This is a genomic window from Pantoea sp. X-Soil-TKNS-1207 (assembly GCF_059730485.1).
In genome coordinates this window covers 450456-463587 of sequence record NZ_AP035960.1, presented here as the reverse complement: position 1 = coordinate 463587, position 13132 = coordinate 450456, and the positions used below count along the sequence as shown (strand labels likewise).

At 50.2% G+C, this 13132-nt stretch carries 12 protein-coding genes and 1 pseudogene; 5 read left to right on the top strand and 8 right to left on the bottom strand.

Annotated elements, in window-relative coordinates; genetic code table 11:
* The first annotated feature begins 80 nt into the window (after window positions 1–80).
* Window positions 81–692 (top strand): glutathione transferase GstA, encoded by a 612-nt coding sequence (gstA, locus tag AC6I8V_RS25360; protein WP_497846702.1) that lies wholly within the window; start codon window positions 81–83, stop codon window positions 690–692.
* A 126-nt stretch (window positions 693–818) separates the two neighbouring features.
* Here the strand turns inward: gstA and AC6I8V_RS25355 are convergent, their stop codons facing one another.
* Window positions 819–1709: a LysR family transcriptional regulator gene (locus tag AC6I8V_RS25355; RefSeq protein ID WP_497846701.1), complete on the bottom strand. Its 891-nt coding sequence runs from the start codon at window positions 1707–1709 to the stop codon at window positions 819–821.
* A 117-nt stretch (window positions 1710–1826) separates the two neighbouring features.
* Between AC6I8V_RS25355 and AC6I8V_RS25350 the strand changes: the two genes are divergently transcribed.
* Window positions 1827–3353, top strand: a complete 1527-nt coding sequence (locus AC6I8V_RS25350; RefSeq protein ID WP_497846700.1) for an MFS transporter — start codon at window positions 1827–1829, stop codon at window positions 3351–3353.
* A 167-nt stretch (window positions 3354–3520) separates the two neighbouring features.
* Here AC6I8V_RS25350 and AC6I8V_RS25345 read toward each other — a convergent pair whose 3' ends face one another.
* The 7 genes from AC6I8V_RS25345 to AC6I8V_RS25315 form a co-directional block, all read right to left on the bottom strand.
* On the bottom strand, window positions 3521–4234 hold the full coding sequence (locus tag AC6I8V_RS25345) for an SDR family oxidoreductase (RefSeq protein WP_497846699.1): 714 nt from the start codon (window positions 4232–4234) through the stop codon (window positions 3521–3523).
* A gap of 152 nt (window positions 4235–4386) precedes the next feature.
* Window positions 4387–4626, bottom strand: a complete 240-nt coding sequence (locus AC6I8V_RS25340; protein WP_497846698.1) for a hypothetical protein — start codon at window positions 4624–4626, stop codon at window positions 4387–4389.
* The gene (locus AC6I8V_RS25335) at window positions 4616–5548 is read right to left on the bottom strand and encodes a DUF2589 domain-containing protein (protein WP_497846697.1); all 933 of its coding nucleotides are present in this window, start codon (window positions 5546–5548) and stop codon (window positions 4616–4618) included. Before AC6I8V_RS25335 ends, AC6I8V_RS25340 begins: the two co-directional genes overlap by 11 nt.
* 1 nt (window position 5549) lies before the next feature.
* Window positions 5550–6227 (bottom strand): hypothetical protein, encoded by a 678-nt coding sequence (locus tag AC6I8V_RS25330; RefSeq protein WP_497846696.1) that lies wholly within the window; start codon window positions 6225–6227, stop codon window positions 5550–5552.
* 42 nt (window positions 6228–6269) lie between these two features.
* The gene (locus tag AC6I8V_RS25325; protein ID WP_497846695.1) at window positions 6270–7376 is read right to left on the bottom strand and encodes a DUF2589 domain-containing protein; all 1107 of its coding nucleotides are present in this window, start codon (window positions 7374–7376) and stop codon (window positions 6270–6272) included.
* 60 nt (window positions 7377–7436) lie between these two features.
* On the bottom strand, window positions 7437–8090 hold the full coding sequence (locus AC6I8V_RS25320) for a hypothetical protein (RefSeq protein ID WP_497846694.1): 654 nt from the start codon (window positions 8088–8090) through the stop codon (window positions 7437–7439).
* A 706-nt stretch (window positions 8091–8796) separates the two neighbouring features.
* Complete coding sequence (locus AC6I8V_RS25315; RefSeq protein ID WP_497846693.1) at window positions 8797–8982, bottom strand: 4-oxalocrotonate tautomerase; 186 nt, start codon at window positions 8980–8982, stop codon at window positions 8797–8799.
* 122 nt (window positions 8983–9104) lie between these two features.
* Between AC6I8V_RS25315 and AC6I8V_RS25310 the strand changes: the two genes are divergently transcribed.
* The 3 genes and pseudogenes from AC6I8V_RS25310 (at window position 9105) to AC6I8V_RS25300 (ending at window position 13120) form a co-directional block, all read left to right on the top strand.
* Entirely contained in the window at window positions 9105–9989 is an 885-nt protein-coding gene (locus tag AC6I8V_RS25310; protein WP_497847045.1) for a LysR family transcriptional regulator, read from the top strand.
* A gap of 237 nt (window positions 9990–10226) precedes the next feature.
* Window positions 10227–10591, top strand: a pseudogene (locus tag AC6I8V_RS25305) (transposase); the annotation flags it as partial.
* Window positions 10592–11635: 1044 nt separating this feature from the next.
* Window positions 11636–13120, top strand: a complete 1485-nt coding sequence (locus AC6I8V_RS25300) for a S6 family peptidase (protein ID WP_497846692.1) — start codon at window positions 11636–11638, stop codon at window positions 13118–13120.
* Window positions 13121–13132: the final 12 nt, after the last annotated feature.

Below are 13132 nucleotides of genomic sequence, written 5' to 3'. Positions count from 1 at the left end.
AAATTAAACATTAATTTTACAGCCTTAATCGCCACAGGCAAGCTGCCGTACAACCGATGTTCAACCTGTCCGGAGTTGCTATGAAGCTGTATTACGCCCCCCACACCTGTTCACTCTCGCCCCACATTGTGCTGCGCGAACTTGGCCTGCCGTTCGAACTGGTGCGGGTCGATAACAAGACGAAGCGCACCGCCGATGGCCGTGATTTCCTCGCCATCAATCCTAAAGGCTACGTAGCCGCGCTGGAGCTGGAGAATGGGCAGGTGCTGACCGAAGGCCCGGCCATAGTGCAGTACCTCGCAGACCTCAGGCCGCAAAGCGGACTGGCACCGCGCGCGGGCGACTGGCAGCGGGTGCGCTTACAGGAGTGGCTGAATTTTATCAGCAGTGAGATCCACGCCGGGTCGGCCCCGCTGTTCAATGCCGCGCTGCCCGAGGCGATCAGGACGATTTTTCGCACAAAGCTGTTCAGCCGCTTCGATCTGCTTCAGCAGACTCTGGGCCAGCAGACGCACCTGCTGGGGGACGATTTCAGCGTAGCCGATGCCTACCTGTTTACCGTGCTGGGCTGGTGTCCGCTGTTTTCCATCGATCTTCAGCGCTGGCCTGCGCTGCTGGCTTATGTGGCGCGGGTTGGCGCGCGGCCTGCCGTACAGGCGGCTTTGCGTGCCGAGGGGGTGTCTCATATTTGATTTAAGACTGGTACTGGTCACTTAATGACCGCCACCTTTTTTGCGTATGCAGGCCGTGGCGTAGCCGTGGTTATCCACAGGGTTCGCGGCGGGATATGCACGCGGAATGTGGACAACCGCACACGCCTAAGATTTCGCCCAGTGCGCTTTAAGGAAATCAACAAAGCAGCGAATGCGGGGCGACAGATAGCGGCTGGTTGGCCACAGCGCCGAAAATGCGCCTCTGACCGGGCAAATCCCCGCCATCACCTGCTGTAATTCACCGTTGTTCAGCGCATCCCTGACCATAAAATCCGGGATGTAGCTGATACCGAGGCCCAACCGGGTCGCCCTGAGCACTGCCTCGATATTGTTGACCGTCATCGCCGAAAGCACCTGATGTTCGCCGGTCAGCTGCATCCCGGTCATCTCCCACGGCTGAATCAACCCGGTAGACGGGAAGCGAAACAGAATGCAGCGATGATTTTTCAGATCCGCGGGTGAGGAGGGAGAGCCCCAGGCGTCGAGGTAGGCCGGGCTGGCACACAACACAAACTGAAAATGGCCCAGCGTTTTGGCGGTGAGGCGTGAATCAGCAATCTCGCCGCTGCGAATGGCGACATCAAAACCTTCCTCGACGAGGTTCACCAGCCGATCGCTGAAATCGAGATCGAGCTGAATATCCGGGTACTGCTGCGTCAGTGCGGGTAGCAGGTGGAACAGCAGATGGTAGCCAACTACCGGGAGCGACACCCGCAGCCTGCCAGCGGGTTGCTCGGTTGTCGAGGTCAGCTCCGCTTCCGCCTCACGCAGCTGTTCAAGAATATGACGGCTGCGCACCAGCAGTTTTTCTCCCTCGGCGGTCAGGCTGACGCTGCGGGTGCTGCGGTTGAACAGCCGTACCCCGAGCTTTTTTTCCAGCCGGGAAACATTTTTCCCAACCGCCGAGGCTGAGATCCCCAGCGTACGGGCCGCTTCAACGAAGCTCAGGGTTTCTGCGGTGCGCACAAAAGAGGTGAGGGCGCTGAAGCTGTCCATCGATTATCAACTTTATGTCTTTAAAGAGTGGATTTTCAGTATATTTATCCAGCTATAAGTCCGCAATAGAATCGCCAGATGTCTGTTATTACCAACCCAACGGTTTAAGGTCATCTGATGTCTTTGAGTGAAACAACCCAACCTGATTACGCTTCCGGCGCCGCTGCCCTGTCGGTGCTACTGGCGGCGATGATATTGCCGCTGAGCTTTACCGGCGGCGTGATCACCACGCCAGCCATCAGTGAGGAACTTGGCGGAAGCCCGCTGTCGCTGGCATGGCTGACCAACGGATTTATGCTGACCTTCGGCAGCACGTTGCTGGCGGCAGGCGTCACCGCCGATCTCACCGGCAGGAAAAACGTGTTTATCGCCGGATTGATGTTTTTCTTCTTCAGCTGTGTGCTGGTCTGTTTTGCCGGCAATACGCCGTTAATTGGCGTGTTCAGAACCGTGCAGGGCGTCGCCGCGGCCATGACCCTCGCCGGAGGCAGTGCCATGCTGGCGCAGCTGTTTGACGGCCCGCCCCGCACCCGGGTGTTTGGCATCCTCGGCACCATGTTCGGCGCCGGACTGGCTTTCGGTCCGTTAGTGACGGGAATGATCATCGGGCAATTCGGCTGGCGCTGGGTTTACGCCTTTTTCGCGCTGTTTGCCGCTGTCACCGCCGTGATGGGAATGATTTTTCTCCCGCCCGCGGCCAGCGTGGTGGGCGCTAAGCCGGACGTAAAGGGGTTGACGCTGTTCAGCGCCTGCCTGGTTTTTTTCACCGTCGCGCTGCTGCTGGTGCCGGAGCAGGGCGTAACCTCCTGGCCGGTGCTGGCGCTGTTTGTTGCCGCGCTGCTGGCGGCACGGTTATTTATTATCCGCTGCCGTAAGGCGGATAACCCGGTGTTTGAACTCTCGCTGCTGCGCTATCCCCGTTTTGTCGGCGTGCTGATTTTGCCCTTAGCTACCTGCTGCTGTTATGTGGTGCTGCTGATTCTGCTACCGCTGCGTTTCACCGGCGGCGAGGCCTTCAGCGCCACCAAAAGCGCCCTCTACCTGATGGCGCTGACGGTGCCGGTGTTGCTGTTACCGACGGTGGCGGCGCTGCTGACACGCTGGTTCCGTCCCGGATCGCTGTCGGCGTTCGGGCTGGTGGTCTCCGCTATCGGGCTGCTGTTACTTGGCCAGGCGTTGCAGAGCGACAACCGGCTCCTGCTGGTGGCGTCGATGCTGCTCACCGGTGCGGGGGCGGCGCTGCCGTGGGGACTGATGGATGGTCTGGCGGTGTCCGGTGTTCCGGTGGAGAAGGCCGGGATGGCGGCGGGGTTATTTAACACCGTCCGGGTCGCCGGGGAGGGGGTGACGCTGGTGATAGTGATGGCTTTTCTCGCGGCGGTGAATCATTTCAACCTCGATGCGACGTTAACAAACCAGACGGCACAGGTGATGACCGAAGCGGCGACCTGGCTGGGCAACGGTAACCTGCAACAGGCGCAAAAACTGTTGCCGGACGTCTCCCCGCAGCTGCTGCGCCACAGCTATAACCAGGCTTATACGCTGTTATTCGACGCACTGGCTTTGATTACCTTTGTGTCCGCGTTGCTGGTGTGGAAGACGCTGAATAGCAAAACGGAAAAGGATAGGGCCAGACTGCGGTAAATGGCGGCCCTACAGGCGTTACGCCGGGAACACCTTTGCGCACAGGAAATCGACCAGCACCCATACCCTTTCCGCTGATTACCATGTCATCTATAGGGGAGATTGCCATGCGACCCTCTATCAGCAACGCTGCTGTTTTACCCAGCAGCGTGCGCAGGGCAGGTTGGTTAGCGCTGGGCCTTGTCGTGACGGGGCCGCACGCTGATATCGGTGATTTGCGTATCTTCGGTTGCGTTCACTACCAGACGCACGGCGGCAGCGACCGAATCCGGGCGGCTGTATTCCCGTGGGTCGATCGCGGCAAAGTCACCCGCCCGTTCGCGACTTTTACGGTTCATCGGCGTATCGGTCGGTCCCGGCGAGACGGTCGCGACGCGCACGCCGTGGTGGCTCTCCTCACCGCGTAAGCCGTGAGCGAGCGCATTAAGCGCAAACTTGGTCGCGGAGTAGAGAGTATGGCCGGGCAGCGCCAGGGTGCCTGAACCGGAATTGATAAATACCAGCTGACCCTGGGTTGCACGCAGCGCAGGCAGCGCCAGCCGGGTCAGTTCGGCAGGGGCAAACACGTTGATGGAAAATTGTTTCTGCCACTGATCGGGGGTGGCGCTCTCCACCCGCGCCCGCTCGGAGATCGCGGCCGAATGGATCAGCACGTTGATGCCTGACAGCGAAGCAATAAAGCGTTGCTGCGCGCTGAAATCGAGCAAATCAATCTCAACCGCATCGACATTTTCCACAGAACGCAGCGCGTGCAGCGCCTCCGGGTTGCGGCCTAACGCGTAGACATGATGATCGCGCGCCAGATCATGCACGATGGCTAAACCAATACCGCTGGTACCGCCCGTGACGATGGCTACGGGTAAATCTGCTGCCTGACTCATAATGACCTCCTCAGAATAGACGGTCATCCTGTCATAGCGGCGCTGGGGCAGTTAGATGAATAAGTTGTATCCATTGCAGCAAATGATTTAAATAAAAAAACTACCGATGCCGCAGCATCGGTAATTATTCACGTTAATAAGGATGCCTGGGTTCAGGGTTTACGTCCTTCGAATTTGTTTGCTGTTTCGGCATTTTGGATGGCTGTGTTGAGCTTATCCATAGCCGCAATGGTGTCGCGCGATTTTTCGCGATCCATCGTCAGAACTAATAAGCAATGCGGGCACTGGATATTTTGCCGGTAGAGCAAATCCTGCAATGAGACCGAGATTTTTTCACCGCATCCTGGGTTGGGGCACTGTATGCCAGGTGCATTAAGGTTATTATTCAGCATGTTCAATCCTGTAGTAAACTTTAGTTTTAGAAGATACCGGGCTGGAAATAACGATAAACCCGTTGACGATTCCCTTGCCCGAAGGATGAAGTTCAATTTCAACTTCCCCATCGTTATTCGTCAGAATCACAACCTGTTCATAGCTGGCGCTACCAATGATATCACCTTTTACAACCGATATTTCATGATTAAAAAGATCATGCATATCTACCCCTTTAACATTAGTGTCGATGTTTATGGTGACAGGTATTGCTGTAAAGTCCTGGCTGCTATCCTGACCGCTGACCGCACTCTCTTTGTTTTCGAGTTTTACCGTGAATTTTACTGGCTCATTGTCCAGGATTAATCGTGTTGCCGATGTTTTGATTCTCACATCGCTGGCAATATCGCCACTAATACCCTGGCTTGAAACATTAATCAGCTGCAATATCCCGGCAGGAAGATCAGAAGTAACTACCTCCATTTTGACCTTCATATTGGTATTGACCTGATTTAACGATTGAGAACCGGGCACGGCATTGGATAAAGATGAATTATAAGGCCCCAGCATTGCCAGTAGTCTGTAATTTTCTTCCTGGTGTTCATTCTTTAGTGCTGGCTCAAGCCAGCTGATAATGTTAACACCCATTTCAAAGGTAGCGCGGTCAATCGTATAGTAAGGAATGGTCACCAATGAAATAACCGGGATTTCAACCTTCATTGTTTGTCTGGCATCACCTTTTATATAATCGTAATAAAAAGTGAAGGTTTTTGCCACACGCTGCACACCATCTTTTACTTCGAAACAAAAATCGTTAAGAAACTCCAGTGTCGCACTATTACCATTGGCACTCGATTGTATTATAGATGTCAAAGGAAACTGCACCAGACTTTCAAAGGTAAACAGGTTTGACATCACAACATCATTAGCGTCATTATTCATGTTACCTACCTATCATATAAATCTTTCGTTTTCGGGTTTTGACACCTTCCTCTTCAGCAATCTTATCTTCGTACCCTGCTTTCATTCCGGTAATCTCAGCATTGATGCTAATCGAGCACATAATATTGCCATCATAGCTTTTCAGATCGTTGACGCTGAATATCGCTTTAAGATTGTGGTTATGATCTGTCACGTCCAGAGATAGCTCGTTTTCAATTAACGCCTTGACTTTAATTCTGAGCATATCGAGTTCATTGTTGATATCAGATAACAATTTATCCTGCTCGGGCAAGCCGAGGGTAACCGGCACGATCGGCTGCTCCTTTTTCCATAGCTGAAAGATCATCCGTTTTATCTGCTTTTCATCCTGCCGCAGTAACGGATATTTATTCATACAGAGTGACACGAGATCGTTGACGTGCTGATCAATTATTTGTGTCAGCTTGCTTTTGTTTTCATCAGTAACCGGTGCGCCGGTAGATTCAAGTGCGAATTTCATATCAAGATTAAATGATTTTATTGACGCGTTAGGGATGTCAAAAAACTGCAAAAGATCGATTTCGCGATCAGGCTTCATGTATTCTTCGGCAAGTTGTGCCGAACGGATATTAGCTTCATTCTGTGCATTTATCATATCAATCAGGATGGTAGATAGCACAGGTTCTAAAATGTTCGACACAACTTCTCCTTAATATTCTGTAGGTTGTGAAGGGTTTATTCTTTAATCAGAAACCTTAGATTTTTTTGCCTCTGCTGGCGTCACATTATCAGGGGCGATAGTATATTCCTGGAACAGGATCTCCTGATCGACGTCTTCGGAATAGGGCACGGGAATATGTGCATCAAAGCGTAGCGTGCCCTGTAGCATTTCCGTGGTAATGCTGGCCGCCAGCGGCAGGAGAAATTGTACGACGCCATTGCGGTCGGTTACCGCCGATACTGCCCCCGCTTCTGCGATGGGAAGTGCGGCTCTGCGGTGGCTGTAGGCTTTGATAATATCTTTCGTCACATTAAGGCGTTTACCATTTAACAGGTTTGATACCTCAACATCCATTACCGTCTGCGGAGTGCCTTTTATCACCGTAATATCACCGAAGGGATTTAACGTCACCGGAGGAGTGATTGTTACCAACGCCCCTTTAACCAATAATCCTTGTTTATCTTTAATGGTTACCTGTGTCGTTTGCCCGGTTGGGTTTTCGATATTAAGACTGGCGGGGGAGAGCTTAACCAGGCTATCGAGATCGATGGATGTTGCACTGCCCTGAAGAATATTCAGCACGGTCTGTAAACCAGTAGGCATATCAGACTGTTTGCCTTTAACATTCACGTTCATGGTGTACTCAACGGAATAGCGTGAGTCCTGAGCTGCTCGTGAATGCTGTTTTGATGAATAATTGGCTTTGGCGGTGACTTTCAGGCTAAACGGGCCAATATTCAGCGATGCTTCGGCTGTGGCATCAACACCTAATTCCGTATCCGATGAGGTTTCACTGGTGGAAGACGATGCCGCAGAGATATTCGCAATAAAGTCGATGGTAAATTCAGAAACTTCAATACTTGGAATCGTTAAGATAACCAGCAGGGGAACAGTCAGACTCGCTTCTTTACCATTATTATTATAAATAAAGGTGACGTTAACCGGCGTCTTCTCACCGGTAACCGGATCGACTGTCAGACAGACTTCATTAATAAATTCATAGGTGGTTTTCGCCGCCAGGGCCTGCGCTTTGATTATTGCGTCCATCGGGCCGCCAATCAGAGACGAAAAATTTAATGCCTGTAACGCACTGGTCGCCACGGTATTCGGGGTAACATCAATTGTCATTTTGACTCTCCACGATAGTTGAACGCTGTGAGAAAGATTTACAGATAGTAAAAGAGGACATTAATTAATCAGTGTCAATGTCTGGCCATCGGCACTGCGGTTAAAGATAAAGTGCTCGATAGTCTGTGGCGCTGCGGTAATATCATTAACATCTTCAATGCTGTCGAAATTTTTGAACTGCCAGCCTGAGTCATTATGATAGAGTAATATATTTCTCTCCGCGGCAGGCATCCGCATCAGGAATGTTAATAACGTATCTTTTTTCATATAGCCGAAAAGTTGCAGGATGGTAAGTTTAAAATAAGTAAATTTGACCCTGTCACGCCCTTTACTATTATGCCAGGCGCAGAGTGGCATCAGGTAGCAGGTCCCACCATCATCTACCTTACCATTGGCGTTGGTGGTCATATGACCGCCTTTACTGTATATTGGATGGCTTGTTTTTTCTCCTACTGGCGGCAACGGTAATTCGACATAGCATTTATCGTTAGTCCCGGTCCCTATTCCGTTTTGTGTTAGTAATTGAGTCCAGCTTGTTTCCTTCCCGGGTTTGGGGTCATCAGTACTTCCCTCGACATTATATAAATTAGCGGGATAGCCGCTTTCTCCAGGTTCAATTTTTTTTGCGCTCGTTGATCTTATAATGGGTTTGTTTTTTCTCACATAATCAATAAATTCTCTTATATTTTTCGATTCATCATCGTCAATAATCATGGTAATACCCTCGCTGTAAAGTCAGATTAAACGGTTGTTTATTCTAAATCCTGAAACAGATAGGTCATGATGCAGGGATGGTTTATGACACAGGCACAGCAAAACCTCGCCGAATGACTTCAGCCTTGTCCGTCAGAAAGGTTTATTCACAGAGAAACAAACTGCCCGGTTACGCAGAACCCTCAGGCAGGGTGCCAATATTTGAGTAGTTTCTCTTATTGGTTCAGGAATCGAGCGCATGACTTATTAATTAAACTTATGTCGGGCGTCACAGGTTGTCAACTGAGTATCAGACCGCTTTGGATTTGACGCTATGGGTAACAGATGGTGTCTTTCTGCGCTGCGTTTTGCAGAAATACATTAAAATACATTGTGTTAATTTTTGTGTTTCGCAGCGATATAATTTTCTTGCAGCAGAAAAATCGTTTTTTAAAGTAAAAATCCATGCGATTAATCTGAGTTTTGTGTGAAAAACAAACGCTAGCATAGCAGATTGAAATAGCGATTATATTCAATAAACCTTAAGTTTATCAGGATAATCCTGGTTATTTGCTTCCCGCTGACATCATGAGCGGGAAGGGAGGGATGCTTAGGGTGGGGCGGTGTCATGGCATGGTGATGTGCAGAAAACACAACAGAAAGCTAAGCCCAAAAAAACAGGCAGGCCCCAACGTCAGGTTGCCTGCCCGATAACCTAAGATCCCGGTTAATTATCGGACTTCAGCTTGCCTGCCACGGCCCAATCATCTTTGCTGATTTCCGTAACAATGATTTCAATGCTTTCCACCGGACAAACCAGCGTTTCGGCGGTCACGCGGGTGACTTCAGTGACAAAGGCACGTTTTTGCTCCAGCGTGCGGCCCGGATGCATCTCTAAGTGTAAGACTGGCATAGCAATTTCCTTTTATTGAAGCGCCTCGGTGTGAAGTGCTGACGTGGCTAAATATAAATAAGCTTGATCAGCACATAAATGCGCATTATGTTCCTTCATTCCAAACCTGGAGGTTGTGAATGATGGACAAGCTTGCCAGCATGGCGATGTATATCAGGGTGGTGGAGCGCGGTAGTTTTGCCGCTGCCGCAGAGGATTGTGGCGTTTCAGCGACCATGGTGGCGAAGCATATTCACGCGATTGAACAGCGCCTCAACGCGAAGCTGATCCATCGCACCACCCGCCGCCACCAATTGACGGAAGTGGGCGAGCTTTACTACCAACGTTGCCGGCAGGCGCTGGCGGGCGTGGCACTGGCGGATGCCAGCGCCACCGAGCTGCGGGAAACGCCGCGCGGTCGTCTGCGGCTGGTTGCGCCGGTCAGCTTTGGTGAAGAGGATTTGGTGCCTGTACTGTCCGCTTACCTTAGCCAGTATCCGGAAGTGAGCGTCGAACTTATCCTCGACAATCGTGCTTCGGATAAGGTGGCAGAAGGTTTTGAATTGGGCATTCATATTGGCGAGGTCAACATTCCCAGCCTGGTTGCCAGACCGTTGAAACCCTATCGCAGGATACTGGCCGCGGCTCCTGCTTACCTGCAACAACACGGCAGACCGGAAAATGCCGCCCAGTTACGCGATCATCACTGTCTGGGTCAGTTATATTGGCGCAATTCCTCTGTCTGGCATTTGGTGAAGGCCGATGGCGAAACCTGCGAAATACCGGTCACCGGACGCTTTAAAGCTAATCAGGGCAATGCGTTACGGGTGGCGGCAATATGCGGCTCCGGCATTATCCTGCAACCCGAATTATTATTAGCCGCCGATCTTGCCACCGGGCGGCTGGAGCAGGTGCTGCCAGACTGGTCATACAAACCGGTGCCGATGTTTCTGGTTTATCACCAGGATCTGCGTCCTACGGCGATGCTCAGAAGCATTATTGATTTTTTAGTCGAGCGTTTCGGCTGATACTGACAAAAGCCTGCAAAGATTAAAGACCGGTTCAGGGGCGACATCTGTGAATTGTTTGAGGCGAGACTGGCGCTTTAGAGCAACCCATTTAGTACGCATAATCATAATTATGTTAAATAATATATCCAACTAATCCCCGAAGCGCCCGCCTCTCCTGTAAGTATCCCTGCAAAACGAACCGTTCACTTTTAGAGATCTTCCGACATACTGTTTATGTTTCCGGAGGAGATTGCCATGCGTAAAGCACGATTCACCGAACACCAGATCATCGCCGTGTTGAAGTCTGTTGAGGTTGGAAGAACGGTGAAAGACGTTTGCCCTGAGGCGGGTATTTCTGAGGCTACTTACGACAACTGGAAAGCAAAGTTCGGCGGTATGGAAGCCTCTGATATCAAAAAGATGAAAGATCTGGAGGATGAAAACCGACGTCTCAAACAGATGTTTGCCGATCTCAGTCTCAAGTGTCGGGCACTGAAGGACGTTATCGAAAAAAAGCTTTAAAACCAGCGATAAAACGGGAACTCTCCAGGTATCTGGTTTCGCAATTTGCGATGAGTATCCGTCAGGCATGCAGGATCTTGTCGCTGAAAAAAGTCATTGTTGCACTGGCGAGGAAACTGACAACATTGATGTTGAGTATGTGGAAGTCAGAAACTTTTTATAATGAACGTCTTAACGCGGTAAATTAACAAGCAAAAAGTCATGACCAATCAGAGTGAGTTCGTCTTTCACTTCAATTCCGGAACACGCTTTGCAGGGTAAAAGCCTTGCGGGAATCACATAGGAATGAAGACGACGTCTTGCAACATGTTGTAGCATCAATAGATGACTACGAAGACGACAAAGACCCCGCCTGATCCTGATATTGACTGATTAGACGATAAACGCGTTCACCGGATTTACTGCCTGCTTAAACTGAAAAGTCCTTCGCCTTGGGAATGCCATGGTATAATTTATTAACCTAACTCTGCCCTGCCCTATTTCATGTTTTAACTGTCGAAAGGGACAAAAAAGTTGAGTATCGGCAGAGCGGTTTTTTATCTGATAGGAACATTAAGCAGCCAATATTCGGAAAAATTCACCCCTGATGCTTTTTTCTTAAAATCAACGTTAAATATTATCACTTTCTCAGAATCACAAAATGATTCAGGTCACATTTTATTATCACTTCGCAAAATCGATAAGAAGTAGCTGGTTCCGTTTTTTTTTCCTGTTGCAGGCCCCCGGGGGGGTGAGCTCTTTAATGAGATGGTGTTTTCAATTTTCTACGCATATAAGTTCCATTGTTTTAAATTAAACAACTTTGACCTTCTTTGTATGTGAATAACTTCATCAATAAAAACAATGTGTTATATGTGTCTGTCGCTAATATAATTAACCCAGTCTCATATGAGTCTACTTTTATTTTACCTGGCAAGATGCTTGCATTTACTTTCTGTTACAACTTTGATAGAAATTGATGATTACAAACAGTACATAAGGAGAAATAAAATAACGACTGAGATGACACATAAAGACAAAAATAACCACCATATGCAATTATTTAATTTCGCGGGGCTTTTTCCATTGAATGAGGCTGAGAAATCACGCGCTGATGTTATGCGCTAAATATTTTCAGGGTATGAGCCCTGCTATTCAGGTCGTTGCCTGAATTTAAAAAATACATTTATCCTTTTTATTTTTATTCCTGCTTATGTCAGAGGGGTTGTACGCTATCCGGCATCCTTGAGTTTTCCATGCCTGATTTTGGCATGGTTGCGACCTACGGATACAGCACACTCGTTTCACCCTCTTATCTCGCCAGCGCGCGTCACAACACCGGGTATAAGACTGTCACCTTCGGGAATAGTGCGCAGTATGCTGCCACTTACACTTTGATCAATCGTAATGAGTCCCCCCTCGATGATATAGATTTTCATCTGCCACGTTTAAACAAGGTGGTGACGGATGCTGCCCCGGTCGGGGTAGTCGTAAAGTCTGAGATTCGAAAGGGGGATACCTCCCGTTATTCCTGGTACACCCGGGCCGGTGGCGGTGTACAAACCCAGGTAACAGATGATCAGACCGGAAGTATCAGGCTCAGCGGGGCGTATAACTGGGTCAGCGGGGGGACCATCAATACTGCTGCGGTGACATGGCCTTCCGGGACTCTACGTGCGCCTGATTATGGCCCAGATAGTCCGCTGACTTCTCCGTTGTCGATTGGCACATTAGCTGGTGACAGTGGAAGCCCTGTCATGGTCTATGACGAAGTGGACAGCGTGTGGAAAATTGCAGGTGTGCTTCATGGTGGTACGTCGTCAAATGCCTATGGGGCCATTTCCATGTGGGAGTACATACCAGATGGCTATATCCAGGACACGGTTGCTGCTAACACCTCGCCCGACGTTACTGACAGTGCCGGAGGCGGTATCATCAGTTGGGGCTGGGATACGATAACTCAACTGGGAAGTACGTGGTCATGGGCCGGTCTGGCAGACACTTACAGCACACTCGTACCGTCAGCGGCAACGGGTAAGGAGCTGGATGCCACAAAAGACATATGTTTTAACGGTGATGGCGGTGTCATCGAGCTGAGCGGGCCCGTCAACCTGGGGGCTGGGAAGCTGCGGTTTTCCGCTGATTACACGCTGACATCGGCTGCGGGAGTCAGCGCCACTTGGGTGGGTGGCGGGGTTGAAGTTGATGCCGGTAACGAGGTGCTCTGGCAGGTCAACGGTCTAACCGGTGATGCACTGCACAAAATCGGGGATGGCACGCTGCATGTGAACGCGGAAGGCATAAACCCCGGCAGCCTTAATGTTGGAGCAGGAACGGTCATTCTCGATCAGCAGGCTGATGCATTAGGTCAGAAACAGGCTTTTTCTTCCGTCACAATGGTCAGTGGACGCCCAACCGTCGTGTTGAGCGATGGCGGGCAGGTTCCGACTAGTAATATTTATTTCGGCTACCGGGGCGGGACGTTGGATCTGAACGGTAACGCGCTGACCTTCACGAAAATAAACCATACCGACAGTGGTGCCAGGCTGGTAAACCATAGCAGCACGAATATGGCAAACCTTACTATCACTGGCCATACACAACCCGACAAGCAGGTGTTTCGCGGTTTTATCGGTGAGACCGATTAAGATAACGTCAAT